Raw genomic sequence first — 26,764 nt, forward strand, 5'->3', positions numbered from 1 at the left:
GATCGATACCCACCACCTGCCGACCGTCGTAGTCTGTGTTCACAGGGGCCTCCAACGTCGTGACGGACGTGAACACCTCCAAGTGAACGCCCAACGGCACGCCCAGAGCGAGATTCACGAGGAGCGGAGGCCCCGCTCCTTCATCACATCAGGTCGGTAAGGAGTCGGTGGATGGCCAGGCCGGGGTGCGGCCGTCAGGCGGCTGCTAGGTGGCCAGGGCGGCAATTCTCTCAAAGGCTTGATGTTCCCGTACCCCGGCTTCCGCCTAGGAACTCTGGACCAGCAAATCTCTTATTTTCCCCCAGTTCCCCAGCGATCCGCAGTAGCCGGTTCCACTTCGCGTTGCGTTCCGACCGGGTCAGGGAGCCGACCTTGATCTGACCCGCACGCCACCCGATTGCGAGGTCTGCAAGGTAGCTGTCCTCACTGTCGCCGGAGCGCGCGCTGACCACGCAGCCGTAGCCAGCGTCCAGCGCTCGCCGGGCCACCTGCTCCGCGCGGCTCACCGTGCCGGTCTGGTTCGGCTTGACCAGTACGGCGTTGCCGGCACCCCGTTCGATCCCGTGATTTAAGCGGGACAGGTGGGTGGCGAACAGGTCGTCGCCCAGGAGTTGGATGTGGGACAACCGTTCGGTGACTTCGGCCCAGCCGGTCCAGTCGTCCTCGTGCAGCACGTCTTCCACCGAGACGACTGGGTAGTTCCTGCACCATCGCACGACCTCCTCGAGCCATTCCGCGCTCGGCAGGTCGCGGTTCTCGACGGCTAGCCGGAATCGCCCGTCCGGCTGGACGATTTGGCTGGCCGCGATGTCCACGGCTAGCGACACGTCGGCTCCGGGGCACAATCCGGCTCGTTCGATCGCTCCGCAGACCAGGTCAAGGGCGGCCGCATTGCTGCGCAAATGAGCAGCGAGGCCACCTTCGTCGGCGACGAGCGCCGTCGGTGCGCCCTGCCGCGCCAGCAGGTCGCTTGCCGCGTGCCGGACTCGCCACACCCACTCGATCGCCTGCGAGAGGTCCGGCGCCCCCACCGGTACTGCGAGTACGTCCTGGATGTCGAGCATCCCTCCGGCGTGCGCGCCGCCAGAGACGATGTTGACCATCGGTAGCGGTAGCAGCGGCGGCTCGCCGGTGTCGTCGAGGTACCGGTACAAGGGAACACCGGCGTCCTGAGCCGCGGCGAGCAGCGCGGCTAGGGACACGGCAAGCACGGCGTTGCCACCCAGCCGGGACAGGTCTGCCGTGCCGTCGACGTCGACGAGCGTGGCGTCGAGGGCGTCCCGCTGGTGCGCGTCCAGGCCTTCGACGGCGGGGCCGAGGACGTCGATCACGTTGCGCACGGCGCCGAGGACGCCGTAGCCGCCGTACCGCTCGCCGCCGTCACGGAGTTCGCGCACCTCGTATCCGCCGGTCGAAGCGCCCGAGGGCACCGTGACCGTGCCCCGCGCGCCGCCGCGCAGCGTCACCTCACAGCCAACTGTGGGCCGACCCCGGGAGTCCAGCGCCTCCCACGCGAACACCTCGCTGATCTGTGAACTCATCGCCGCACCACCGACGACAGGTGCTGCCATATCTCATCCGGATCGTCGGCCGGTCGGCTGAGCAGCGCCGTTGCGAGGTCGCGGACGAGCGCCCGCTGGTCCCCGGTCAGGTACTCGGCCACCGACTTCCCGTCGACCCGCGCCGCCAGCAGGCACCCGACGTGCCGGGAGAGGTATTCGGGCGACAACGTGATCGCCGGGTCGAGACCCTCCTGGTACGCCCGCAGGAACGCGGTGGCACAGGCGTGGTACCGGTCGATCGCGGCCGGCCAGTGCACGCTCTTCAGCAGCAGGTGGGTGACCAGGAAACCCACGTCGAACGCCGGATCCCCGAGGTGGGCGACCTCGAAGTCGGTAACCCACAGCGCGTCCCGCCCGACCAGCACGTTCTTGGGAGAGAAGTCGCCGTGGACCAGGCAACTCGGCCGCTGGAGCATTTCCTCGACGAGAAGCCCGACGGGATTGGCCAGCTCGGGCCTGCGGCGCATCACCTCCCGGTGGTACGGGTCGACGCGCAGCGCGACGAATGCCGTGGCATCCGCGAACTGCTCTGGCACGCCCCGGCCCCCCGCCGTGGCGGAGTGCCACCGCGCCAGCGTCGACCCCAGCTCCCGCGCTGCCCACTCCTCGGCGTGACCGGCGAGGAGCCGGAATTTCCAGTCCTCCCAGCCGTCCGGCGCGAGGCCCATCACCAGCGCGTACCGGTCCTCGTCGCAATCGACGAGGACCGGCACGGCGTGCGGCGTGATCTCGTGCGCCAACCGCATCGCGTTGGCCTCGGTCAGCGTCCGCTCCCGTGGCGCCAGCCACTCGTCGGGCACCCGGAGCCGGTCCAGCGACTGTTTGACGACGTATCGGCCGGACTCAGCACGCGCGGCGAAGACCACATTGGAGACCCCGCCGCCGAGCGCCCGCACCTGAACCTGCTCGGCGGCCGTCACGATGCCACGGTCCCGGAGGAACGTGGCGACGTCCTGCTCGTGGCGAAGCAGATGGCGCGGCATGTCAGCCTCCGATCTCGGCGGCCTGTCGGGTCTCGCCCGACTGCAGGGCGGCCTGGAAGATCCGGTGGCTTTCCAGCGCCTCCCGTGGCGTGACGCAGCCGAAGCGGTCGTCGAGCCGGCCCGCCCGTTCGGCGAAGAACGCCGCCCACATCTGCAGAATCACGTCGGAGAAGCCGCTTTCGAAGATGCCGCCGGTGACGGTGGGAAAGACCGACTGGCTGCCCATCTCGACCTGCTGCCAGACCTGCTCCTTGCCGGACAGGGTCATCTGCCACAGCGTCTTCGGGTACCGCGTGGAGAACGCGACCCCGCCGGATGTCCCCACCGCCCGTAGCTGCCAGGTGTTCTTCTGGCCGGGGTCGATCCGCTTCATGTGAAGGGTGAGCGGGAACTCGGTGCCGTCGTGGGGCACCGAGCACAGCAGGGTCGCGTTGTCGTACGCGTCGCAGCGCGCCGGCAGCCCGTCCGGACCGGGTCGCTCCCGCACGATGTCCTGCAGCACCGCGTACACCCGCTCGGGAATCCAACCCAGCCGCAGCGGCACATGACAGACGTGCATGCCGAGGTCGTTCATCACCCCGGCGTCACCGCAGAACTTCCGTTGCCGCTTCCAGTTCAGCGGCTTGTCCCGGTCGAAGTCGCTGGAGTGGCTGAGCTGGCTCGTAGCCTCGATCATCGTGCCCAGGCTTCCGGACCGGATGAGTTGGTATGCCGCGTGGGCTCCGGGGAAGAACGGCATCTCGCTGGAGCATCGTACGAATACGTCCGGCCGGCTCTCCGCCGTAGCCACGATGCGTTCGGCGGCGCCGAGGTCGATGCCGAACGGCTTCTCCGCGAGCAGGTCCTTGCCCGCGTTGATCGTGTCGACGTAGATCTGCTCGTGCATGTCGTGCCGGACCGCCACGTACACCACGTCCACGTCGTCGGCGGCGAGCAGCCGCCGGTAGTCATCGGTGGTGGTGGTGACCGTGTCGACCCGGTCGAACCAGGCGAGCGCCTCGGGGTTGACGTCGCACACTGCGGTGAGGACGGGGCGGACCGGGTGATCGGTCAGGGCACCCCAGCGCGCGATCGCCATGGCGGTCTCCCGCCCCATCAGGCCACCGCCGATAATGCCCAAGTTGACCCGCTGTTGAGTCGACATCGCTAGCCCTTCTCGACGATCGCCAGGGCCTCTTCGGCCGTGGCTTCATCGTGGAGCAGCGCCAAGAGGGCCCGGGTGATCGCCTCGGGGTTCGGGTGCTGGATGATGTTGCGGCCGTAGACGATGCCCGCCGCACCCTGCCGCAGCAGCGCCTCGGTGCGGCGCAGCAACTCCGCGTCGCCGACCCGGCCGCCGCCGCGGACCAGCACCGGCACTACCGCGGTCTGCACCACCAGGTGGTAGTCGTCGACGTCGTCGGTGGGGTCGGCCTTGATCAGATCGGCGCCGAGCTCGCGGGCCTGACGCACCAGCGCCACTATGCGTTGTGTGTCGCCGTCGACCTGGTAGCCGCCGGCTTCGGTGTTGTCCCGCATTACCAGAGGTTCGATCATCAGCGGCATCCCGTACCGGGTGCACTGCTCACGCAGCGCCATGATGCTCTCGATGCAGCGTTCCCGGACCTCCGGCCGGCCGGGAAGGTGCAACAGGTTCGCCACCACGCAGGCGGCATCCAGCCGCACCGCCTGCTCCACTGCGTCAGGGAAGTGGCGGCTGAACAGGTACGAATCCAGCGGGTTGCCGTAGACGTTCGCCACGTCGGTCCGTAGCACCAGAGCGGGTTTGCGGCGGTCGGCGTGCCGCTGCAGCAGCGGCGCCTGGCCCGGGGTGAGCTGGATCGCGTCCGGCGCGGCCCGCACCAGTTGGTCGACCGCTGCGGGCATGTCCTCGATGCCGGAGATGAACGAGGCCTCGCCGAAAAACCCGTGGTCCACGGCGACGTCTAGGCAGCGGCCGGACCCGGGGTGGAAGAGACGGTTCAGTCGGTACATCTGCATACCCTCGCCCTCTTCGGGTTAACGTTATCCGGACCATACCAACGAGTCGCGGTCGTGTCATCGGTGAGGATTCGCCATAAACCCGAAGCACGGCAGCCAGAAGAGGTAGCGGCTTTGAGTCGGGCAGCGCCGGTCAGGTAACGTTCCATCAGAGAGAAGCGAAGGTACGGAGGTCACGACGGTGAAGCGTGCGGTGGTTGCGGGACACGTCTGCGTCGACCTCGTGCCGGAGCTGACCAGGCTCGCCGAGTTGACCCCCGGCCAGCTGACCGACGTCGGGCCGCTCCGGATCCGACCGGGCGGCTGCGTCGCGAACACCGGCTGCGGGCTCGCTTCCCTCGGCGCGCCGGTGCGCCTGGCCGCCGACGTCGGCGACGACGACTTGGGGCGGCTGGTCCGCCACATGCTGGTCGCCAGCGGGGCGGACCTGAGCGGGGTGCTCACCGTCGCCGGTGCCACGTCCTACTCCGTGGTGTTCGACGCACCGGGTGGCGATCGCTCGTTTTATCATCACCTGGGCACCAATGCCCAGTTCGACGGAAGCGGGATCGACCTCTCGGGCGTTGACCTGCTCCATCTCGGCTACCCCACTGCACTCCCGAAGCTCTACGCCGACGACGGCGCACACCTGGTGGACCTCCTCTCGCGAGCCCGCCGATGTGGCGTGACCACATCCGTCGATTTATCTACCGTGGACCCGGGGTCCGACGCCGCGGCAGTTGACTGGCAGACGGTGCTGACGAAGGCCCTGCCGTACGTCGACGTCTTCACTCCGAGCGTGGACGACCTGACTGCCCTCGGCCCCGTCGCCTCCGGCGGCGAACCCGTCGCCCGGACAATGGGGCGGTCGGCGCTCGGGCGAGGCGCCGGTGTGGTGTTGCTCACGGACGGACCAAGCGGGATGTACCTGTTCGCCGCCGACGAGAAGCGGTTGGCGGACGCCGGGCGGTGCTTCGCGGGCCGGGCCGGCTGGGCCGAGCAGGAGCTGTTTGTAGCGGCGGAGGCAGTGCCGCGGGCGCGGACTACGGGGGCGGGGGACGCCGCGGCCGCAGGGCTGATCTACGGGATCCTCACCGGCGTCGGGCCCGACACCGCCCTACGATATGCCGCAGCGGCTGCGGCGGACGTGGTGCGCGGGAGACCACTGTCCGCGCGCACGCTGCAAGGTGACGCATCGCCCGGAGTCGAGCAGTGAGCGACACGACAAGGAGCAGACGTGGCAGCTTCGGTAACCGGCGTGACCCGGCCGGGGGCGGGGCCGGAATCCCCGACGTGACGCCGATGGCTCGCAAGGACGGCAGGCGGCCCACGATGCGCGACGTCGCGCAGGCCGCCGGGGTCAGCGTCATGACGGTGTCTCGGGTGATCAACAACGAGCCGACCGTCCATCCGGACTACATCGACAGGGTGCTGAAGGCGGCGGTGCAGCTCGGCTTCCGCCGCAACAACCTCGCCCGCGACCTGCGCGCCGGCCGGGAGACCGCCACCATCGGCCTGGTCACCGAAGATCTCCGCAACCCGTTCTACTCTCAGCTGGCCCGGGAGATCGAGCAGGTGGCGCGCAGCCACGACACGCTGCTCATCACCGGCAGCTCCGAGGAGGATCCGGCGCGCGAACAGGAGCTGATCGTCGAGCTGTGTCACCGCCGCGTGGACGGCCTGATCGTGGTCCCGACCGCGAGCAACCACGTGTTCTGCCGAACTGAGATCGACCTCGGCACGCCGATGGTCTTCCTGGACCGGAAACCGGAGGGGATCGAGGCGGACACCGTCCTGATCGACAACGTCGGCGGTGCCGCGGCCGGCACCGAACGACTCATCGCCCGGGGGCACCGGCGCATCGCGGTGATCGGGTACGAACAGGACCTGTACACCATTGCGGAGCGGACACGTGGCTTCCGAGCCGCGATGGAGGCGGCCGGCCTGGAGGTGGACGAGTCGCTGCTGCGCTTCGGCGCGTTCACCACGGAGCAGGCGGCGGCGGAGGCGGCGGCGCTGCTGGACGGCCCCAACCCACCGACAGGTTTCTTCTGCTGCAACAACCGTATGACGGTGGGCGTGGTGGAGGAGCTGGACCGGCGCCGCGCCGAGGTGGACATCGTGGGGTTCGACGACATCGACTTCGGCAAGTTCCTCCCGATGCCGGTGACCCTCATCGGCTACAGCGTCGAGCAGTTCGGCCGTCGCGCCGCGGAGATGCTGTTCCGGCGGATCCGCGGTTATCGTGGCAGGCCGCAAACGAGCATTATCCGTACCAACCTGATCACGCGTGGCCGTCGCGCCAGCTCGCCGGCACCGGCCGTACGGGCCGGTGCCGGCGAGGGTTGAGCGAGAATAATCGTCACCGTCTTGCCACCGTGGGATCGATGCCGCGCAGCATCGTTCCCTGGCCCGGTGACCGGTGCGCGTCGTTGGCCGGTGGGTCCTCCGGGTCCCGCATCTGGACCAGCAGCGTGGTACGCGCTTCGTCACTGGTGTTGACCCCGGAGCCGTGCACCGTCAGGTAGCTGAAGTACAGCACGTCCCCGGCGGTCGCCGGGCAGGGCAGCGCGGACTCGATCGGGTACTCGTCGGGCGGCAGGTGGAGGCTACCCGTCGTGTCGTGCGCGAGCGGCCCGAGCCGGTGGCTTCCGGGAACGACGCGCACGCAACCTTTCTCCTCGGGCGCGTCGTCGAAGTGAATGATCGCGGCGAGCACGGTGTGCTTGTGGTGCGGGAAGTAGGGGTGGTCCTGGTGCATGGGGAAGGGCGACCCCTGCTCCGGCGGCTTGATGAATACCTTCGTGTGGTGTAGTTGCACGTTCTGGCCGCCAATGAGCTGGGCTGCTGGGCCGGTCAGCCGTTCGTCCACGATCAGCCTGGTGAATGCGGCGGCGAGGAATTGGACGTCGTGCTGCCCCTGAATGGTCGTTTTCCGCCCCCCGGCCAACTCGCGGGCGCTGCCCCAGGTGCGGTCCTCCGCGGCATCGCCGGCAAGGCGGCCGAACATGCGGTGGCTCTCCTCGCGGTAGGCGGCCGCCTCATGCCTGCTGAACACCCCGGGGACCAGTAGGTATCCGTTCTCGCGGTAGAACTCGATTTGCTTGTCGCTGAGCATTTCTCTTCGTCCTCCTTCTTGGGCGTCAGTCGGTGTCCGCGTCTGCCTGCGCCAGACAGGTGTAGACCTCGCTGCCGCCGTAGTACAGCCACCAGGTCCCCTCGTGGCGGGTCATGCCAGTGAAGAAGATTGTGTCGCGGAAGCAGGAGACCAGCCGTTCCGGCTCCTCGGCGTCGCGGCAGTTCTCCCACGGGTATCGCTCCTCGGCGACCAGGACGGGCCGGGGGAGCCAGTCCACAGCGCGTGCGGGGTCTGACTTGGATAGCAGCACTTCGCCTGCGGCGTAGAAATGGCCGGTGTGGTGGCCACCGGTGAAGAGCACAATCCGATCTGGGTCACTTTGGGAGTAGTCGGTCAGGGCGAAGCAGCCCTCGCCGCCCGGCCAAAGCTCGTCGACCTTGGTGGACTCCCAGTGCAGCAGATCCTCGGAGTACGCAATCAGGCCGTTGTTGAGGTACATGACGAACCGTCCGTCGACCCGTACCGCCTGGTTCTCAGGGTTTTGCAGAACGCAGGCGTTGCGGTGGATCTCATCAGCCTCGGGGAACGCCAGCCCGATCTTCTGCCAATCGACGAGGTTGTCGGAGACGGCGATGTAGACGCCGTTGATCGCCGGGTTCTCGGCGTCCTTCCAGTCCCACCGGTTGCAATACAGATAGTACCGGCCGTCGTGCTCGACGACGCAGACATCCTCGAAGCTGTACCGAGCGTCCTCGCCATGCCGGAACAACGGGTTGTGCCCCTCAAGGCGGGTGAAAGTGACGCCGTCATGGCTGGTAGCAACGCCGATATCGCAGATGTAGTCGATCTCGCCGAACTCAATCGACTGTTGCTCACCCTGGCCCCAGAAGCCCTCCGGTAGTGGCTCCTCCCCACGGTAGACGTAGTAGAACAGGCCGTCCTTGCGCACGATCGCCCCGTTGTGGACGCCGCCACCGAACCGACCGCGGTCCCAACCCTTTTCTGCCGGGCCGAACACTGGGTTGCCGGGATACTTGCCAAACGGGCCGATCGCCCATTCCGGCAGCTCGTACGTCGCTTCGTCGACCGGTTCGGTAGAGAAAGCGCCCCAGTACTCCGCCTCGTTGTAGCCAGTCCTCTCGTACAGCCGCCGCAGGTGGTCCGGGCCGGAGCGCTGCCAGTCGAAGAAGCCGGTGCCGAAGAAGTCGTTGGTGAGCTCTGCCATTGAATACGCCCTTCTGTGCCTCAGATGGCCTTCGTTGCCGCCAGATCAGCTGCCCGTCCACGCCTCGCAGCCACGGAACGGGAAGTCGTACCCCGGCACGTGCCGGGGAAGCGGCTGGTAGCTGTTGACGCCCGGCTCGCCGCGCAACAGCAGTGCGCTGACGAACGGCGGATCGTCGGTGACGATCCGGGTGGACGTCGGGATGTAGCGGATGGTCAGGCCGCACCTCCGCTTCTGCGAGGTGTTGCCGTCGCTCGCGTGCAGGATGTTCGGGTGGTGCACCTCCACGTCGCCGGGCTGCAGCACCAGGTCAACCGCGTCGGACTCGTCTATGTCCACGATGCTTTCCGCGCCGAGCACGTTGTCGATGTCGGGTCGTTGTCGCAGTGGATGGAACTCCTGACGCTGCGAGCCGGGAAGGACCCGCAGGCAGCCGTTTTCAGGCGTGGACTCGTCGACGGCGAGCCAGAGCGTCACCACCTCCATCGGCTCCAGCGGCCAACCGGCACCGTCCTGATGCCACAGCACGGGCCGGTTGGACAAGGGCGGCTTGCAGATGTAGTGGGAGGCGAAAAGCGCGATGTTCGGGCCGATGAAGACCTCAGCGACATCGAGCAGCCGGTCGTCGCTGACCAGCCGCACCCAGAACGGGTCCTGCGCCACCAACTCGTGGCTCAGGTCCTCGGGTCGCCGGTCCGGGTACTTCGCCTGGAGCCAGTCCACGTGGTCGCTCGCCTCGGCGATCAGTTCACGATCGAGGACGTTGCGGAAGACGGCATAGCCGTCCCTGTCGTACTGGGTGCGCATGACGTCGCGGTCGGTGGTCAGGATGCCCATCGGCATGCTCCTTTCGAGTCACTCATCGGGGGCTGTCGGCCCCAGCATTTCGTCGCTGGAGTGACTCGGGCTAGCAGAATCTCTGCAGGAAGTTGTAAATTTCTGACATGCCCGCAGTAGTCAAGTTCGATGAGATTGCCTGCGGCGAGCCGTACCATGCAGCGCTCGCCTTCGTCGGGCACGAGCCGCGAGAACTCTCCTTCCCTCATTCGCACGCCGACTTCTACGAGCTCATGTACGTGGTCTCCGGCCGGGGAGTGCAGCGGATCGCGGGTACAGACCTGCCGATGCGCCCCGGTGATCTCGCACTCGCCAGACCGCACGACCGGCACCAGTTCCTCGTCACCGGCCGGGAGCAGTTGCGCTTCATCAACATCGCGTTCCCGGCCGGCCTGTGGCGAGCCTTGAGTGATCTCGCCGGCATTGAGCAGGCGGCCGACTGGGATCGGACCCCGACGCCGCCAATGGTGCGGGCCGATGAACCGGACGGTGAGGTCGCGACCGAGTGCCACCGGGTGCTCGAGCTCTTCCACCGTGGTCCCAGCACCATCGACCTGATCCGGCTGTGGACGGCGGTGGTGCCCGCCTTGGCAGCCGGCGAGGGTGGCACGTTGGGCGCCGCGGGGCGACCGGCCTGGCTGGTGCGGGCGTGTGCGGCGATGAATGTGGAGGAAAACCTCGGGGCGGGGCTGCCGAGGCTGCTCGAGCTGGCCGCGGTGAGTCACGGCCACCTCGCCCGCAGCATGCGAGCGCACTACGGGCGTACGCCGGTCGAGCACGTCACCGAGCTCCGACTGGCGCATGCCGCCCTGCTGCTGGCGACCACGGCCGAGCCGGTGGGCCGGATCGCGGAACGGTGCGGCTTCGACAGCCTCTCGTACTTCGGGCGCTGCTTCAGACACCGCTACGAGGTGAGCCCGCGGGAATACCGGGCCGCCGCCAGCCGTCGCGTCGTACCCAACCAACGCTGACGGGGCTGCGGATCGTGGCGGCGTGTGCGTCAGATCGTGAGTCAACGCCATCGTGGACGCTCGAGGAGTGGGGGGCACGTAACGCCTCCAGGAGTCTGTCGTGACTTCTCTCCGATAGACGTTCGTTTCGAGGGGATGACTTCTGGTCGAGCTGATGTTAGCGTCCGGGTAACGTTATCTCAATTACACGGCTCGAGGGCGAGGCAGCTTCCCTGCCATCGCACAGCGATCGCTCGAGGGCCTTGAGGAGGAGAAAGCCTCATGAAGCGCAAGGCAACCATCCTCAGCGGCCTGCTCGTCGGAAGTCTGCTGCTCACGGCGTGCGGCGGTGGCGGTAGCGCTGGCGGTGACAGCGCCAACGCCCAACGTGGTCCGATCAAGATCTGGTACGCCAACTTCGAGCCCGAGATCAAATGGGCCCAGCAGATGATCGAGGCATGGAACGCCGAACATCCGGACCAGAAGATCACCGGTCAGGAAGTTCCCGCCGGGAAGTCCTCGGAGGAGGCGGTCACCGCGGCGATCGCCGCCGGCAACACCCCGTGCCTGATCTTCAACGGCGCCCAGATCGCGACCCCCGACTACCAGCACATGGGCGGCCTGGTCTCGCTGGACTCCTTCCCAGGCGCCGCCGAGTACATCGAGTCGCGCAGCGGCGAGAAGGTGGCACAGCAATACAAGTCGCCGGACGGGAAGTACTACCAAATCCCCTGGAAGGCCAACCCGTTGATGATGTTCTACAACAAGGACATCTTCGCGAAGGCCGGGCTGGACCCCGACAATCCGCCCCTGAGTACCTACCAGGATTTCCTCTCTGCGGCACGCAAGGTAGTAGCGAAGGGCGGTGCCAAGTACGCCATCGCACCCGCTCCGACCAACGAGTTCTACCAGTCGTTCTTCGACTTCTACCCGCTGTCCGTGGCCGAGTCTGGCGGCACACTGCTCGTCAAGGACGGCAAGGCCCAGTTCAACTCGGATGCCGGCCTACAGGTCGCGAATTTCTGGCGGACCATCTATCAGGAGGGTCTGGCGCCTAAGGATCCGGTGAGCACGACCACCGACCCGTTCGCCGAGGGCAAGGTCGCCATCCGCTCCGCCGGCCCCTGGGCGATCAGCACCTACGGAAAGCTCCACTGGGGCGTCGTACCGGTCCCCACGCCGAACGGCATGCCCGCCAACCAGACGTGGACGTTCGCCGACGCCAAGACCATCTCGATCTACAGCTCATGCAAGAACCGGGGCACCGCGTGGGATGTGCTCAAGTTCGCCACTGGTGAGGAGCAGGACGGCAAGTTCCTCGAGATGACCGGGGAGATGCCGCTTCGTCAGGGCCTGCCCGACAAGTACCCGGACTATTTCGCGAAGAACCCGTCCTACATGACCTTCGCCGACCAGGCCTCCCGGGTCGCCGAGGTGCCTTTCGTGCCCAACAGCATCGGGATCTGGCAGACCTTCCGCGATGCGTACGTGGCATCCGTGGTCTTCGGCAAGCAGGACGTCACGTCGGCCTTCGACCAGGCCGCGCAGAAGGTCGAGCAACTCGCCGGCGAGAAGTGACATGAGCCCGGATACCGCATCGATTACCGCCGGACGACTCGGCGATGTGGCGGGCAAGAAACAGCCGCCGCGCCCCCGGCGCCCGGTCCGGCGGCTGCTAGGTCAGCACCCGATTGGGATCGCCTTCGTCACGCCGTACACGGTCTTCCTGGCTGTGCTCGCGGCGTACCCGATCCTGCTCGCGCTGTGGATTTCGTTTCATGACTTCTTCTTCACGGCACCCGGCGTCGATGTGCCCAAGCCGTTCGTCGGCCTGGACAACTACGCCGACGTGCTCAGCGACCCGCTGGTACGGCGCTCGTTTGTGAATATCGCGATCTTCCTGGCCATCAACGTACCGCTGACGACGATCGCTGCGCTCGCCTTGGCGGCCGTGCTCAACGCCGTGCTGCCGCTGCGCGGGTTTTTCCGCACCGCGTACTACCTGCCGTACGTGACCGCGAGCGTGGCAGTGGTCGCCGTGTGGCTGTGGTTGTTCAGCCGGGACGGTCTGGTCAACACCATTCTCGGCCACCTCGCGCCGCAGCCGTCGTGGCTGGTCAACGAGACGTTGGTGATGCCTCTGATCGCGCTGTACGTGACCTGGAAACAGCTCGGCTTCTTCGTCGTGCTCTATCTCGCCGCGCTGCAGAACATTCCCCGTCAACTGTACGAATCGGCGGCGGTCGACGGTGCCGGGCGGCTACGCATCTGGTGGTCGATCACCGTGCCGAGCGTGCGCCCGGCGACCACGCTCGTCGTGGTCCTGGCGACGATCTGGGGCGCGAACCTGTTCACCGAACCGTATCTGCTCACCGGCAGCGGCGGACCGAACGGCGCCTCGATGTCACCGGTGCTGATCATGTATCAAAAGGGAATTCAGCAGGGCAAACCCGACTTCGCCGCTGCGCTGGGCTTCGTCCTGGTCGCCGCCGTACTCGCGCTGAGCCTGCTCAACCGGCGCCTGCTCGAGCGGGAGTGACGAGATGACCACAACCCACGTACCCCAATCTGTCGCGCCCGAGGCGGCAACCGCGAGCTCGACGACGGCCAGCGCACCCGCTGCGATCGGAAAGGCGGCCCGGCTGCTCGCGCTGTCGGCCGGCGCCTTCATGTTCCTCTTCCCCTTCTACTACATGGTCGTCGGCTCGCTACAGACCGAACCGGACTCCTCACCCGGCGGCGCGGTCCCCGATCCAGGCGATCTGTCGCTGGACAATTACGCGGCGATCAACGCCACGGTCCCGCTCGGGCGCGCCCTGCTCAACTCCGCCATCTACACCGGTGGGGTAGTGATCATGAGCGTGGTGGTGGGCGCCCTGACCGGATACGCCCTCGCGCAGTTGCGGTTCCGGGGACGCGAGGCGCTGTTCACCGTGCTGATCCTGCTCCAACTGGTGCCGTTCACGCTCTCGCTGATCCCGCTCTACATCCTTATCGTGCGCGACTACGGGTTGGGGGACACGTACCTCGGGATGATCCTGCCGGGCGCAGTGAACGCTACCGGGGTGTTCATCTTCCGGCAGTTCTTCCTGGCCATTCCGGCGGACCTCTTCGACGCGCCCCGCGTTGATGGCGCCAGCGAGTTGCAGGTGCTGCGGTACGTGGCCCTGCCGCTGATCCGGCCGGCGCTGCTCACCGTGGTGCTGGTGACGTTCATCGGTCCATGGAACGACTTCCTCTGGCCGTTCCTGGTGACCAAAGACCGCCACATGCAGCCGCTCGCGGTCGCGCTGGCGAACTACATCAGCTCGCAGGCCGGCAACGCGGACAATCCGTTCGGCGCCATCCTCGCCGGCGCGGTGGTTCTGGCCGCACCTGTCGTACTGCTGTTCGTGCTGTTCCAAAGGCATTTCTCAGCCACCAACCTGAGCAGCGGCGTGAAGGGTTGAGCACCCCAACCCCCTCGTCGTACCTCGAACGCCCGCTTCCGGCTGGAGCCCAAATGATTACCAGGACTTTGACACTGAGACGAGTGAGCGCAATCTGCGCGCTGCTACTGGTCGGAGCCTTGCTGCCGGCCCTCAACCCCGCGGCGGCGGCCGAAAGCGCCGCACATGGGCTCACCAACCTCGACCACCTCGACTTCCTGTACGACACCGTCAAGCCGCCAAGCCAGGAGGGCCACACCACCTACCGGTTGGCGGAGGAACCCGAGTTCGGCGTCGTCTGGGTGTACGCACAGCACAATTCCGACGGCGGCTACACCCGGGCTGGTGGAGGGTCGTACGACGCCGACTCCGACACCTGGGGCCAGGGCGCCTACTATCCCGGCGACGCGACCCGCGCGGCTGTTGCCTACCTGCGCCACTGGCGGATCCGCGAAGACCAGCACAGTCTCGACCGCGCGTACCAGTTGCTCCGCGGCGCGGCCTACATGCAGGAGGCCGGCGGCGCCAACCTCGGCAATTTCGAGCAGTGGATGCAGCCAGACGGCCGCATCAACCGTCAGTCGGTGCCCTTCGACGGAAATTCCGATAGGGAGAGTTATGCCAACGCCAGGGCCATCTGGGCCTTCGGCGAGGCGTACGACGTCTTCAAGGACCGTGACCCGGGATTCGCGCGGTTCCTGCAGGACCGGCTGGTCCTGTCCTTCGATTCCCTCGACCGCCAGAGCCTCAACCGGTACGGGCAGTACCACATCGTCGATGGCCTCAAATGGCCCAGCTGGTTCCTGGGCAAGTACGGCGTGAACTCTACTGCCGACCTGATGCAGGGCCTGGTTGCCTACGTCCACAGCACCGAGGATGCCGAGGACGCGAGCACCAGGCAGGTTCACGACCGGGCGCAGCACATGCTCGCCCAGTACGGCGAGGCCCTCAACGAAATGAGTCTCGGCGACGCCTACCAATGGCCGTTCGGGGCGATGATGAACAACGCCGCGTACCGGGCGCACTGGGCGGGCTGGGGAAACATGATGGCCGGCTCGCTCGCCGAGGCGGGCGCGCTGCTCGGCCGCCGCGACTGGATCAACACGGCCGTCGCGTCCGTGTCGACGTTCACACCGCACATGATGATCCAGGGTGGGCCGGACAACCAGTGGTCGCCCGCACCCGTGGGGCGCATCCAGTTCGGCTTCTCAGCCGATGACCTTGTCCAAAGCCTCTACCAGGTTGCTGTGGCGGCTGATCGTCCCGGTATCCGTGCCCTGGCCGGGTACGCCGCGAGCTGGTACTTCGGCAACAACTACGCCGGCCGGGCGATGTACAACCCCGACAATGGGGTGCTGTTCGACGGTCTGACCGGCGACGGCTACATCAACACCAACTCCGGCGCCGAGGTCTCCCACGCACTGATGTCGATGGAGCTGCTCGACCAGAATCCCGACCTGGCCAGGCGTGCGCTCACCGCGAAGCCGATGCAGCGGCACACCTGGCGGATGGTCGAAGCCGAAAGCGGGAAGCTTTCCGGCGCAGCGACAGTCAGCGACCCCTGCCCCTTCCTGTCCGGCGAAGGACAGTGCAGCGGGCGCAGCGTGACCCTCGACCCCGGCGGCCGGATTGACGTGACCGTCGAGCTACCCGCCAACGGCGAATACCTGGTGCTGCCGGTGGTCAACCGGGAACAAGTGCCGAAGGGTGAACTCGGCCTCGGGATCACCGCAGACGGCGCCCCGCTCGCCACTGTCGACCTCGGTGGCGCGGGAGACCGGGGCGTCACCAGCCGCCCGGGCTATCCCGACATCGTGACCGCCCAGGCAGTGACCGTACGGCAGAACCGTCTCGCGCTCTCCTTCACGCACGAAGGTGCGAGTGACCATCCGATCGCTTTCGACGCCGTCCTCGTCCAGCCCCTGGTCGAGGTGCAGACCGTCGGCGACTCCACCAGCGCACAGGCGCTGCTGCGCAGTTTCTCGCGTCAGTTCGAGACGCGAGAGGTGAGCCTGCCCACTGACAAGCTGGTAATAGCTCGCGCGTACGACGTGTCCGGCCGACTCGTCCGCACGGTGGTGGGGCGCTCGGGCACCGTCGAAGCCCCCGTCGCGCCGGGCGGCTTCACCCTGGTCTCCAGCGGTGCCTAGGAGGTGTTGGGTATGACGCGAACCAAGCGCGCACGAAGGTATCGTTACCTTTCGCCGGCGGCGGCGATGCTGGTCGTCCTGTCGGCGCCCGTGACCGCCAGAGCAGTGGTCAGTCCCGGCACGGGGCCGGCTTCGCAGTCCTCCACGGGGGAGTCGGCGAGCGCTGAGCCACCCACCGTTCAAGCGCTCAGGGACACCGGGCCGGACCAGCGCCGTTGGATGAGCCTTCCCGGCAGCCGGGTCGTCGTCAACCCCTACAACTTCAACCTGCTGGGGGCCAACCGAACACCGGGAATGGAGAAACCGACCGCGTACAGCAATGGCCCCCAGCTGCCAATGAACGTCGGCTACTACGTCGGCGACCGAGCGGAAGAGATCCCACAGGCAGCGTCTCTGTACATGCGGGACGGAGAACGTACACCGCGGCTGCGAAGCGCGCTCGACGACGACTTCAGCACCCTCAGCGGAGAGTGGGACGTCAGCCCGCAACTCTCCACCGAACTGATCGACGGGCAGGCGAAGCTGACTGTCCACGACACGATCGCCGCATCGATCTCCCGCTCTCTGGAGATCAACGTCGACCAGACCCCGTTCCTGCAGATCACGGTGCCCAGAACGGAAGGCAAGTGGTCGCTTCAGGTGAGGGACGGGGCGCAGTCGCCATTGATCTTCCTGCAGCGCGATACCGATCAGACGGGCGCCTTCACCTTCGATCTTCCAAGGGCCACGGGGTGGCACGGAACGAAGAGCTTTTGGCTCAGCTTCGTCGCGATCTACCAGGAGCGACCCACCTACCTGGATCACCTGCGCATCGTGGGCGTGGACTCTCCGATGCAGACTGCGGCCTCGTTCGAGACGGAGTGGCTGCCCGGCGAGCTGCCCTTCCACGCAACGTACCCGAATGGCGTGGCGCTCAGTGGCAGCGATGCGTTCCACGACCGTGACACGGTGGTCCGTTCGATCGACCTCCAGCCGTCGTCAGGCGAGGGTAACCCCGTCCCGGTCGTCACCGTGGCCGGCAAATTCGCCGGCAAACCCTCATGGGATCGGAAAAGCCGCACCCTGACGGTCACCTCAGCGGGCTACAGCTATGCGGTCAGCTTCTCCCTGCCACTGTCGGGGGAACCGCGCCTGTATCGGTCCGCCGTCGACTTCCTGCTCCAGAACCCCTCGCAGGAGGTGGACGGCGAAGGCTTCTGGTCGGTCGACATCCCGCTGCCAGTGGCCCGTCGATCTGGTCCGGCGGAGCTGGGCATGTCGATCGCCTTCGCGCCGGGCGACAACGCTGGCGCGCTCGCCCGGGAACGAGCGAGTCGACCTGTCCTCGACGGGACGTGGCGAGGCGCCGTAAGCGAGCAGACCCGCTTCTGGGACCGTCTTCTCGCCGGCGTCCCGCAGCCACACGACTTCGCCGTACATGGCGTCCCGGCGTCCGGAGTGACGCCGGACGAGGTGCGCCGTGAGTACTACACGGCGTGGGTTCACATCGCGTCGAATGTGCTGCCGCCGATGCCCGAGACCGGCTTCCACTATCCGCAGATCGCCAACGGGAAGGCGTCGCTCTGGAACTTCGGCGCTCCTGGCGCCAAGCCCTCCGCCCAGTGGGAAAGCGTCCTCGAGATGCAGTTTTTCGCCTACGTCGATCCCGACCTCGCATGGCAGGCGTACAAAGGGTTGCTCTCCTTGGTGAGCCACGACGGGGAGATGGGCGGTGAGAGCCTGCCCTCCCGCAAGGCGCAGACGGCTGACGTGCTGTACCGGCTCACGGGCGATCAGGCGTCGCTGCGCAGTTTCTATCCAGCGCTCAAACGTCATCTGCTGTGGGAACGGGACAATCCCCGATGGATCTGCTGCGGCGAGGATCCTGCGGTCGACTTCCCCAACGAGCGGGACTCGGACTTTGTCGTGTCGCTGCTGGTTGACATGCGCTACGCACGGGAAATCGCGGGCATCCTCAAGATTCCGGGCGAGGTGGAGTTCTGGAATCAACAACGTACCCAGCTGTTCGAGAACTACCTGCGCTGGCTCTGGCCCTCGACCAGCGACCCGGTGCAGTACCACTTCGTCGGCGAAGAGCGGTGCAACTATCGGGGCGACTGCCGTGGTAATGACCTCGACGTGGCGATCGGCCTGAACGTGGAATTGCTGGACAGCGAGCACGCCGCCGGTCTGACGAACCGGTTCGACGCCAGCTACGATCCCACCGACGATTTCGCGGGATTTACCGAGACCAGGTACCCCGAGTTTAGTCTCGCCAGCTATGGTCTACTCGCACACGGCATGCCGGAGCGGACCGCCGTCCTGGCCAACGCCTATCTTCGCGACATCGTGCGGGCGCACATGTTCGCCGAGAGCTATGTGCCCCACGAGGGAACCATCCGACCAACCGGTGTACGGCCTTCGTCATTTGCCGCCATGACGGTGATCGACGCGGTGTGGATGAAGAACGGGTACCGTGCAGATCTGGGCTGGCCACACTTCGTGGCTCTGCCCGGCGAGACCGGCGGTCTGGACGGGATCAGAATCCTTGGTCGGCGACTGAACGAAAACATCGCTCCCGCGGCGGCCGAGCTCCGCTTGTCCGGCAGTCTCATCAGTCCCGTCGAATCGTGCCAGCGACTTCGATTGCCCGTGGGCGAGACGATCGCCCTTCCGCAGCCCTGTATCGCTGGTCGTCAGCAACTTCCCGGGTGAACCGATGACCGATCGCAATACAAATCGGATTCACCCCATGGCACTCACTTGCCTGAACCGTCTGATCCACCCTGGTCCCGCCGTTACCTCGATGTGCGGGTCGACCACGCGTTCTTCGAAGAGGGAAGTAAACATGAGGACGACAAGAAACAGGACCGCCTGGGCGGCCACGATGATCCTGATGGCCGGTCTGCTGCAGGCCGCCAGCCCTGCCGCCCACGCACAGACCCCGCAGCCCGGGCGGCTGGCCAACCTCGACCACCTGAACTTCCTGTACGACACGGTGGACCCGCCGGAACAGGCCAACCACACCACCTATCGACTGGCGCAGGAACCCGATCTCGGGGTCGTGTGGGTGTACACCCAGCACAATCCAGACGACAGTTACACCCGGCTCGGCGGCGGTGTGTACGACGCACAGACGAAAACCTGGGGGCAGGGAACGTTCGACACCGACGACATCACCCGCAACGCGGTCGCCTACCTGCGGCACTGGCGCCTGAACGGCGACGACCACAGCCGCCAGCACGCCTATCAGTTGCTGCGCGGCACGGCGTACTTCCAGACACTCGCCGGACCCAACCGCGGCAACTTTGAAATCTGGATGCAACCGGACGGCACGCTGCAGCACGTGCAGAAGCCCCATGATGGCAACGACGAGCAGGCCAACTGGTCCCTGGCGCGTGGGATGTGGGCGTACGGCGAGGGATACGCCGCCTTCAAGAACAGCGACCCGGACTTCGCCGCTTTCCTCGCCGACCGGCTGGCCCTGTCCTTCGACGCGTTGGATCGCGAGGTGCTGGACAAGTACGGGCAGTACCAGGTCGTCGACGGGCTGCGCCGGCCCCGCTGGTTCATCCCGGGCTGCTACTGCGAGCCGTACGGCGACGCCGGTGCGACCGCCGACGCGATGCAGGGCCTGATCGCCTACCTGAAGGCCACCGTAGGAGCATCCGACGCCGGGACCCGGCGGCTGCGGGCCCGGGCCGAGAGGATCACCACCCAGTTCGCCGAGGGGCTCACGCAGATGGCGCTGGGCGATGCGTACACCTGGCCGTTCGGAGCTATCATGCCCAACCCCGGCTACCGCGCGGTTTGGCACGGCTGGGGCTCGATGATGCCCGGCGTACTGGCCGAGGCCGGGGCGGTGCTGCAGCGGCGGGACTGGGTCGAGGCCGCCGCGACGTCGATGGCCCGCTTCGCGCCTCACGTCCTCGCGCAGGGCGGCCCCGACGCCTTCTGGGCACCCACTCCGGCACTCAGGGTCCAGTGGGGATTTTCGGTGGACAGCTTGGTCCAGAACCTCTACAAGGTCGGGACCCTCGCGCACCGGGACAGCCTTCGTGACCTCGCCGGCCTTGCCGCCGCCTGGTACTTCGGGGACAACTACGGCTCGGCGCAGATGTACAGCCCGCAGACCGGGCGGCTGTTCGACGGTCTGGAAGGCAACGGCCGGGTGAACACCAACGCGGGCGCCGAGACCGCACACGCCGTGATGTCGATGCTGCTGCTCGACGCCAACCCCGACCTGGCGCGCCGCGCGCTCGCCTGGCGTCCCGGTGAGCGGTACACCTGGCAACAGGCCGAGGCGGAAGACGGAACCCGCTCCGGCGACACCACATTGAGCGAGTCCTGCCAGTTCGTGGTCGCCGAGGGCTGGTGCAGTGGCAAAGAGGTGATTCTGCGGCCCGGCGGCACGGTGCGGCTCACCGTCCAGGTGCCCCGGGACGGCCGTTACCTGTTGATGCCGGCCTTCACCCGGATGCAGATACCCACTGGTGCGGCCGCGCTGACGGTGTCGGCGAACAACGAACGGCTGGCGTCGGTAGACGTCGGTGGTGCGGGCGACAAGGGCGTCACCCCACAGCCCGGCTACCCCGACGTCGTCACGCTCGACAAGCCGGTCAACGCGACCCAGCGCCAGCTCACCATCGACATCGGATACGCCGGGCAGGCGGGCCACGAGATCCGACTGGACGGCGTTCTGGTCCAGCCCGCGGTGGAGTGGCATGTCGCGGGCGACACAAACGCCGCCCAAGCCCTGCTGCGTAGCTTTTCCCACAGCTGGGAGACGCGCCCGGTGTCCCTGCCCGACGACGGCCCGGTGACCGCGCGGGCGTACGACACCGCCGGCCGACTCGTCCGGACCGCGTACGGGCGCTCGGGCAGCGTCGACGCGCCGGTCCCACCAGGCGGGTTCACCGTCGTCACCAGCGAAGCCCTGACCGGGCGGAACTGACCGTACCGGCGTCTCGCTCTGCAGCCTCGACACAAACCCGGAGGGAACGTGGCAGACCTGACCGACGACGGACCCTGCTGGCTGACCAGTCGCAGCCACTGGCGGTGGCTGCAGAGTGAGACGGACCGCTTGTTGCGCTTCTACGAGCGCACATTGATCGACCCGTCCGGTGGCTACCACTGGCTCGGCTCCGACGGCCAACCGCTGCCGGGTCAACCCAAGTACCTCTGGCTGACCGCCCGGATGGTGCACTGCTTCGCCATCGCCGAACTGCTCGGTCGTCCAGGTGCGCACCACATCGTCGAGCACGGCCTCGCTTTCCTCGATGAAAACCTGCGCGACCGGCGGCACGGCGGGTGGTTGTGGTCCATCGGGCCGGGCGGCCCGCTCGACGATGCCAAGGACGGCTACGGCCACGCGTTCGTCCTGCTGGCGGCGAGCAGTGCCGTGCAGGCCGGGCACGCCCGGGCAATGGAACTGCTCGACGACGTCGCCGCCGTGATCGACTCTCGCTTCTGGGAGCAGAAACACGGCCTGTTCGCCGAGCGCTATCACCGGGACTGGAGCAACCCCGAGCCGTACCGGGGCGCGAACAGCAACATGCACATGACCGAGGCGCACCTCGCCGCCGCCGAGGCCACCGGCGATGGGATCTTCGTCGACCGGGCGACATCCGTGGTGCAGCGCCTCATCGGCGAGTTCGCGCCCCACAACGAGTGGCGGCTTCCGGAACACTACGACACCGCATGGAACATGCTCCCGGACTACAACCGGGACCAGCCGGGCAACCAGTTCCGCCCGTACGGCTCCACGATCGGGCACTGGCTGGAGTGGGCGAAGCTGCTGGTGCAGCTCTCCGCCGTGTACCCGGCGGGGCGGAGCTGGATGACCGAGTCTGCCGCCCGGCTGTTCGACCAGGCGACCATTGAGGGCTTCGATCCCGCCGACGGGGGATTTGTGTTCACCGTGGACTGGCATGGCCAGCCGGCCAACCTCGACCGCTATCACTGGGTGACCACGGAGGCGATCGGTGCGGCGGCATACCTGCACCGGGTCACCGGAGACCGATCGTACGAGCGGTGGTACCGCCGGTTCTGGGAGTACGCGCACCACCGTTTCATCGACCACGACCTCGGGGGATGGCATCACCAGCTCGACCGGAACCACCACCTGATGGACGACGTGTGGCAGGGGAAGCCCGACCTATACCACGCGCTTCAGGCCACCCTGGTGGCCCGGGTTCCAGCCGATCAAGGCATCGCGGCCGCGCTGCGCCAGGACCGACTCGACGAGCACGCCGAGACGTCCTGCTGTCCCTGACCCGCCGTTACCGCACCGCAAGACAGGAGCACCACCATGGTGAACAGGAGTAATTTCCCCTCCGGTCCGGCTGGCCACCACCTTTGGCCGGGGCGCCTGCTCGCGCCCACCCTGAGCCGTCGCGACCTGCTGCGCTATTCCGGACTGGTCGTCGCGGCCGGGACGCTGGGAACGTTCAGCGGGGCGCGTCCCGCCTCGGCCGCCGTGGTCGACCCGGTGAAAACCAAGCCGAGCTTGTACACGCCGCAGAAGGTCGCCGCGCTGCGCCGAAACATCGAGCAGTACGGCTGGGCGCGGGCGCTGCGCGACGAGCGGGTCAAGCAGGCCGCACCCTGGCTCGACAAGAGCGACGAGTGGCTGTGGAACAGCGTGACCGGTCAGGGCCTGCCACGCAGCTACGCGGTCAACGAGCCGCTCGGCTCGCCCACCAGCGGCACCGCCATCTACAAGTACGGCCGCCAGCCCTGGCGCGTCGACCCGTTCAACCGCCCCTGGAAGCTGGTCGACCCGATCAGCGGTGATGTGTTCCCCACCAACGACTTCGCCAAGTTCTATGCCTCGGGCCTGGACGAACAGGGCCAGTTCCACCGGGAGCGGGCTGACCGTAACCTGCTGATCAACGAACTGTACCCGGAGCGTGGCCCGAACTGGGGCGTCGACGACGGCTTCGGTTGGGTGGACGACAACGGCGACAAGTGGACGTTCGTCGCATACTACAACTTCTTTGTCGTCTGGTTCGCGGTGACCACGGCGCCCTCGCTGATCTGGGCCGGGCTGATCTATCTGCGGGACGCGTTCCTGTGCACCGGTGACCTGCGCTACGCGCACGCCGGCCTGATCCTGCTCGACCGGGTCGCCGACGTGTTCCCGGCGATGGACACCGGCGCATACCGTCGCCAGGACGGGTATCTGGTCTCCGACGGGCTGAGCGGGAAGGGCAAGGTGGTCGGCTCGATCTGGGACTGCGACCTGACCCGCGAGTTGCTCAGCGTCTACGACGCGTTCTTTCCGGCGATCGCCGAGACCGACGAGGCGGGCGTGGTGCCGTTCCTGTCCGAGCAGGCGCAGCGGTACGGGCTGCCGCCCAAGGACTCCCCGGCGGCCGTCCGCCGCAACATCGAGAACGGTCTCTACCGGGTGATCTTCCCGGCGGTCAAGGACGCGCAGATCCGCGGCAACTTCGGGATGCACCAGAGTGCCCTGGCGACGGCCGCGGTGGTGCTCGACGACCCGCAGGCGTCGAGGGAGTGGATCGACTGGATTTTCGCCAGCGGTGGCGTCGTATACGACCCCGACATCCGGCTCACCGGCGGCAACGTCTACGCCACACTGGTGGACGACGTCGACCGCGACGGCTTCGGCAACGAAGGGTCCGCGCAGTACGACCAGCTCTGGCTCAGTCAACTCCGCGGCGTCGCCGACATCCTGTCCGACTACGACGGCTATGACCGGGCGAACCTGTACGCGCACCCCAAGATGCGGAAACTCGTGGGTAGCCGACACCGAATTTGGATGCTCAACCGCTACACGCCGGGCATCGGCGACACCGGCCGTACCGGCCAACCGGATCTCTTCGCCGGGCCGAACGAGTACTTCGCCTACTTCGAGCGCTACGGCAACCCGGAATACGCGCAGATCACACATCTGCTCAGCAAGGGCGACATCGACTCCAGCTACGGCAGCCAGTTCAGTCTAGACGTCGCGGGCGCCCAGGATCTGATTCGTCAAATCGTCCATGATCGAGGCGAGCTGAACCTGCCAAGCGAAAACCTGACCGGATTCGGGTTCGCCGCCTTGCGGACCGGGCGAGCAGGCACGATGCGGGGTGCGTGGTCGTACTACGGCCGCAACCACGGCCACGGACATTCCGACGCGCTGAACCTCGGCTTGTACGGCGTTGGGGTAGACCTCGCCCCGGACCTCGGTTACCCGGAAACCGCCGACGGCAGCGCCCGCGAGGTGGAGTGGCAGCACAACACCATCGCCCACAACACGGTGGTGGTCGACGCGAGCCGCCAGCAGCAACACTGGGTCGGGCGTCCGCAGGGCCTCGCCGTCACGGATCGGGTCAGGATGTTCGATATCGCCGCGCCCGAGGTGTATCCGCAGACCAGCAGCTACCGGCGAATGACCGCGATGGTCGACATCGATGAGACGAACTCGTACTACGTCGATGTATTCCGCGTCGTTGGCGGCGAGCAGCACCACTTTTCCTTCCATGGCGCGGATGGCCCCGCGAGCGTCCAGGGTCTGTCGCTGACGCCACAGTCGACCGGAACCTACGCCGGCGCGGACGTGCAGCCGCCACCCGACAACTCGCGGGCCCGTCCGAACGCCAACGGGTTCGACTGGCTGTTCAACGTGGAGCGCGACGGGTCGCCGAGTCCCGTGTTCAGCGTCGACTGGGCGGTGCGGGACACCTGGGACGTCCACGAGACCGATCCCGATCTGCACCTACGGCTCACCATGCTCACCGCCGTGGACGACGTGGCGCTGGCCGACGGCATACCGGCGCGCAACCAGCCCGGCAATCCGAAGAAGCTGCGCTATCTGATCGCCCACCGTTCCGGTACGAAATTGGCCACCCAGTTCGTGTCCCTGCTGGAACCGTACGTCGGGACTCGGTCGGTACGGTCGGTGCGTCTCGTACCGGTGACGGCGATGACCGGCGCCGTCGCCGAGCACGAGGCGGTCGCGGTCCGCGTGGAGCTGGTCAACGGGCGGATCGACTACGTGGTGAGCTGTGCTGAGCCGGACGTGCTGCTGCGCGTGGACGACCGTTTCCTGTTCCGCGGATCGTTCGGCGTCTACTCATTGCGGGACGGCGAACCGGAATACGCCTGCCATCACGACGGGACCATGCTCGGTCCACTGCCGCAGCTGTCCGCCGGTCACGGCGCGATCATTGGAAAGCTCGCCGACTTCACCCGGGAGCTGTCGACATCCAATCAGTTGGTGGTGACGCTCGATCGGACGTTGTCCCACGGCGAACAACCCGCCGAGTTAGAAGGCTGCTACATCTACATCTACGTCGACAACGACGGCGAGCGTAACGCCAGCTATCAAATCGTGGCCGCCCATTTGGACGACGACACCCGACTGGTGCTCGACATCGGCGACGCCACCACCGTCCGCCGCTACCGTGACCCGGCAGACTTCACGAAGGGCTACGTCTACGACGTGGCCGCCGGGCAACAGGTGCGGATTCCGCTGACCCGCGAGTGGACGGTGACCCGATGAGCACCGTTCCGTACACGCTTACCCGGCTCGGCACGGTGATGACGCCGGAGCCGTCCGAGCCGTACGAGCGGGAGGGTGTGCTCAACCCGGCCGCCGGACGTACCCCGGACGGGCGGCTGCATTTGCTGCCGCGGCTGGTCGCGAAGGGCAACATGTCTCGGGTCGGCCTGGCCGAGGTGATGCTCGACGACGGCATACCGGTAGGGGTCCGCCGCCGAGGCGTGGTGCTCGCACCGGACGAGGGCTGGGAGCGTGGCAAGACCGGTTCGGGCGTGGAAGATCCTCGGATCACCTGGGTGCCGCGGCTGGGCCGGCACGTGATGACGTACGTGGCTCTGGGCCCTCTCGGGCCTCGGCCCGCCCTGGCGGTCTCCGAGGACCTGGTCCACTGGCAGCGGCTCGGTCCGATGCATTTCGCGTACCAGTCGGACTTGAACACCGACCTCAACCTGTTCCCGAACAAGGACGTGGTGCTGTTCCCGGAGCCCGTCGCGGCCCCCGACGGCACCCCGAGCTACGCCTTCCTGCACCGCCCCATGTGGGACCTGTCCTGGATCCGGGATGGCGAGGGGACGCATCTGCCCGCCAACGTCACCGACGAGCGCCCTGGCATCTGGGTGTCGTTCGCCGCGGCCGAGGCCGTGGATCGGGAGCTGGCCGCCCTGGTCGCGTTACGGCAGCACCGCCTGGTGGCACTTCCCGCCTATGACTACGAATCGCTCAAGATCGGGGCCGGGCCGCCGCCGATTCGGGTGGACGAGGGCTGGCTGCTGATCCACCACGGCGTCAGTGGAGAGCTCACCTCCGGGTGGGAGCCGCAGACCAAGGTCAGGTACGCGGCTGGAGCAATGCTACTCAACCCCGACGACGTGACACAGGTCCTGGCCCGTACACCGCAGCCGCTCCTCGTGCCGGAAACGCCGGCGGAGCGTCTCGGCACCGTCGACAACGTCGTCTTTCCCACCGCCATGGAGGAGGTGGGCGGGAAGCGCTACGCCTTTTATGGCATGGCCGACAGATGTATCGGGGTGGCGCGTCTTGATGGTCCTAACGAAGTCGCGCGACATGCCGGTACTTGATGCAGGTGGCGAGGGCGAG

19 protein-coding genes are annotated in these 26,764 nt (G+C 67.1%); 12 read left to right on the forward strand and 7 right to left on the reverse strand.

Features of this window, described 5'->3' with window-relative positions; genetic code table 11:
* Window positions 1-230: 230 nt before the first annotated feature.
* From eno to DKT69_RS33470, 4 genes are read right to left on the reverse strand one after another with little or no spacing between them, the layout of a single operon-like run.
* Window positions 231-1,571, reverse strand: coding sequence for a phosphopyruvate hydratase (eno, locus tag DKT69_RS33455; protein WP_309233871.1), 1,341 nt, complete (start codon window positions 1,569-1,571; stop codon window positions 231-233).
* Window positions 1,538-2,545, reverse strand: a complete 1,008-nt coding sequence (locus DKT69_RS33460; RefSeq protein ID WP_109805411.1) for a phosphotransferase — start codon at window positions 2,543-2,545, stop codon at window positions 1,538-1,540. The genes eno and DKT69_RS33460 overlap by 34 nt, the downstream gene beginning before the upstream one ends.
* 1 nt (window position 2,546) lies before the next feature.
* A complete protein-coding gene (locus DKT69_RS33465; RefSeq protein ID WP_109805412.1) occupies window positions 2,547-3,689 on the reverse strand; it encodes a Gfo/Idh/MocA family protein in 1,143 nt (380 codons plus the stop codon).
* Between the two features lie 2 nt (window positions 3,690-3,691).
* A complete protein-coding gene (locus DKT69_RS33470) occupies window positions 3,692-4,519 on the reverse strand; it encodes a class I fructose-bisphosphate aldolase (RefSeq protein WP_201749989.1) in 828 nt (275 codons plus the stop codon).
* Window positions 4,520-4,706: 187 nt separating this feature from the next.
* Between DKT69_RS33470 and DKT69_RS33475 the strand changes: the two genes are divergently transcribed.
* Together DKT69_RS33475 and DKT69_RS33480 are read left to right on the forward strand one after the other, a co-directional pair.
* Complete coding sequence (locus tag DKT69_RS33475) at window positions 4,707-5,720, forward strand: carbohydrate kinase family protein (protein WP_109805414.1); 1,014 nt, start codon at window positions 4,707-4,709, stop codon at window positions 5,718-5,720.
* A gap of 86 nt (window positions 5,721-5,806) precedes the next feature.
* Window positions 5,807-6,853: a LacI family DNA-binding transcriptional regulator gene (locus DKT69_RS33480; protein ID WP_201749990.1), complete on the forward strand. Its 1,047-nt coding sequence runs from the start codon at window positions 5,807-5,809 to the stop codon at window positions 6,851-6,853.
* A 13-nt stretch (window positions 6,854-6,866) separates the two neighbouring features.
* Here the strand turns inward: DKT69_RS33480 and DKT69_RS33485 are convergent, their stop codons facing one another.
* The 3 genes from DKT69_RS33485 to DKT69_RS33495 are packed head-to-tail and all read right to left on the reverse strand — an operon-like array spanning window position 6,867 to window position 9,645.
* Window positions 6,867-7,622, reverse strand: coding sequence for a phytanoyl-CoA dioxygenase family protein (locus DKT69_RS33485; protein ID WP_109805416.1), 756 nt, complete (start codon window positions 7,620-7,622; stop codon window positions 6,867-6,869).
* Between the two features lie 25 nt (window positions 7,623-7,647).
* Window positions 7,648-8,808 carry a glycoside hydrolase family protein gene (locus DKT69_RS33490; protein WP_109805417.1) on the reverse strand — a complete coding sequence of 387 codons (1,161 nt, stop codon included), beginning with the start codon at window positions 8,806-8,808 and terminating at the stop codon, window positions 7,648-7,650.
* A gap of 45 nt (window positions 8,809-8,853) precedes the next feature.
* Window positions 8,854-9,645 (reverse strand): phytanoyl-CoA dioxygenase family protein, encoded by a 792-nt coding sequence (locus DKT69_RS33495; protein ID WP_109805418.1) that lies wholly within the window; start codon window positions 9,643-9,645, stop codon window positions 8,854-8,856.
* 107 nt (window positions 9,646-9,752) lie between these two features.
* Between DKT69_RS33495 and DKT69_RS33500 the strand changes: the two genes are divergently transcribed.
* The 10 genes from DKT69_RS33500 (at window position 9,753) to DKT69_RS33545 (ending at window position 26,745) form a co-directional block, all read left to right on the forward strand.
* Window positions 9,753-10,616, forward strand: a complete 864-nt coding sequence (locus DKT69_RS33500) for a helix-turn-helix transcriptional regulator (RefSeq protein WP_109805419.1) — start codon at window positions 9,753-9,755, stop codon at window positions 10,614-10,616.
* A 261-nt stretch (window positions 10,617-10,877) separates the two neighbouring features.
* The gene (locus tag DKT69_RS33505; protein ID WP_109805420.1) at window positions 10,878-12,173 is read left to right on the forward strand and encodes an extracellular solute-binding protein; all 1,296 of its coding nucleotides are present in this window, start codon (window positions 10,878-10,880) and stop codon (window positions 12,171-12,173) included.
* 1 nt (window position 12,174) lies between these two features.
* Window positions 12,175-13,134 carry a carbohydrate ABC transporter permease gene (locus tag DKT69_RS33510; protein WP_109805421.1) on the forward strand — a complete coding sequence of 320 codons (960 nt, stop codon included), beginning with the start codon at window positions 12,175-12,177 and terminating at the stop codon, window positions 13,132-13,134.
* Between the two features lie 4 nt (window positions 13,135-13,138).
* Window positions 13,139-14,044: a carbohydrate ABC transporter permease gene (locus tag DKT69_RS33515; protein ID WP_109805422.1), complete on the forward strand. Its 906-nt coding sequence runs from the start codon at window positions 13,139-13,141 to the stop codon at window positions 14,042-14,044.
* Window positions 14,045-14,127: 83 nt separating this feature from the next.
* Window positions 14,128-16,173, forward strand: a complete 2,046-nt coding sequence (locus tag DKT69_RS33520; RefSeq protein ID WP_109805423.1) for a hypothetical protein — start codon at window positions 14,128-14,130, stop codon at window positions 16,171-16,173.
* A 12-nt stretch (window positions 16,174-16,185) separates the two neighbouring features.
* Window positions 16,186-18,867: a hypothetical protein gene (locus tag DKT69_RS33525; protein ID WP_146231275.1), complete on the forward strand. Its 2,682-nt coding sequence runs from the start codon at window positions 16,186-16,188 to the stop codon at window positions 18,865-18,867.
* A gap of 181 nt (window positions 18,868-19,048) precedes the next feature.
* Window positions 19,049-21,106 carry a hypothetical protein gene (locus DKT69_RS33530; protein WP_146231276.1) on the forward strand — a complete coding sequence of 686 codons (2,058 nt, stop codon included), beginning with the start codon at window positions 19,049-19,051 and terminating at the stop codon, window positions 21,104-21,106.
* A gap of 48 nt (window positions 21,107-21,154) precedes the next feature.
* On the forward strand, window positions 21,155-22,426 hold the full coding sequence (locus DKT69_RS33535; RefSeq protein WP_109805426.1) for an AGE family epimerase/isomerase: 1,272 nt from the start codon (window positions 21,155-21,157) through the stop codon (window positions 22,424-22,426).
* A 36-nt stretch (window positions 22,427-22,462) separates the two neighbouring features.
* Complete coding sequence (locus tag DKT69_RS33540) at window positions 22,463-25,666, forward strand: heparinase II/III domain-containing protein (RefSeq protein WP_109805427.1); 3,204 nt, start codon at window positions 22,463-22,465, stop codon at window positions 25,664-25,666.
* Entirely contained in the window at window positions 25,663-26,745 is a 1,083-nt protein-coding gene (locus DKT69_RS33545) for a glycoside hydrolase family 130 protein (protein WP_109805444.1), read from the forward strand. Before DKT69_RS33540 ends, DKT69_RS33545 begins: the two co-directional genes overlap by 4 nt.
* Window positions 26,746-26,764 lie beyond the last annotated feature (19 nt).

Source organism: Micromonospora sicca (assembly GCF_003172935.1).
Taxonomy (GTDB): Bacteria; Actinomycetota; Actinomycetes; order Mycobacteriales; family Micromonosporaceae; genus Micromonospora; species Micromonospora sicca.

Bases quoted from the DNA above. Each gene is read 5' to 3' on its own strand.
- DKT69_RS33540 (WP_109805427.1), top strand. From the start codon at position 22,463: ATGGTGAACAGGAGTAATTTCCCCTCCGGTCCGGCTGGCCACCACCTT.
- DKT69_RS33515 (WP_109805422.1), top strand. From the start codon at position 13,139: ATGACCACAACCCACGTACCCCAATCTGTCGCGCCCGAGGCGGCAACC.
- DKT69_RS33465 (WP_109805412.1), bottom strand. From the start codon at position 3,689: ATGTCGACTCAACAGCGGGTCAACTTGGGCATTATCGGCGGTGGCCTG.
- DKT69_RS33545 (WP_109805444.1), top strand. From the start codon at position 25,663: ATGAGCACCGTTCCGTACACGCTTACCCGGCTCGGCACGGTGATGACG.
- DKT69_RS33495 (WP_109805418.1), bottom strand. From the start codon at position 9,645: ATGGGCATCCTGACCACCGACCGCGACGTCATGCGCACCCAGTACGAC.
- DKT69_RS33510 (WP_109805421.1), top strand. From the start codon at position 12,175: ATGAGCCCGGATACCGCATCGATTACCGCCGGACGACTCGGCGATGTG.
- DKT69_RS33460 (WP_109805411.1), bottom strand. From the start codon at position 2,545: ATGCCGCGCCATCTGCTTCGCCACGAGCAGGACGTCGCCACGTTCCTC.
- DKT69_RS33505 (WP_109805420.1), top strand. From the start codon at position 10,878: ATGAAGCGCAAGGCAACCATCCTCAGCGGCCTGCTCGTCGGAAGTCTG.
- DKT69_RS33525 (WP_146231275.1), top strand. From the start codon at position 16,186: ATGACGCGAACCAAGCGCGCACGAAGGTATCGTTACCTTTCGCCGGCG.
- DKT69_RS33500 (WP_109805419.1), top strand. From the start codon at position 9,753: ATGCCCGCAGTAGTCAAGTTCGATGAGATTGCCTGCGGCGAGCCGTAC.
- DKT69_RS33530 (WP_146231276.1), top strand. From the start codon at position 19,049: ATGGCCGGTCTGCTGCAGGCCGCCAGCCCTGCCGCCCACGCACAGACC.
- DKT69_RS33480 (WP_201749990.1), top strand. From the start codon at position 5,807: ATGGCTCGCAAGGACGGCAGGCGGCCCACGATGCGCGACGTCGCGCAG.
- DKT69_RS33470 (WP_201749989.1), bottom strand. From the start codon at position 4,519: ATGTACCGACTGAACCGTCTCTTCCACCCCGGGTCCGGCCGCTGCCTA.
- DKT69_RS33490 (WP_109805417.1), bottom strand. From the start codon at position 8,808: ATGGCAGAGCTCACCAACGACTTCTTCGGCACCGGCTTCTTCGACTGG.
- DKT69_RS33485 (WP_109805416.1), bottom strand. From the start codon at position 7,622: ATGCTCAGCGACAAGCAAATCGAGTTCTACCGCGAGAACGGATACCTA.
- eno (WP_309233871.1), bottom strand. From the start codon at position 1,571: ATGGCAGCACCTGTCGTCGGTGGTGCGGCGATGAGTTCACAGATCAGC.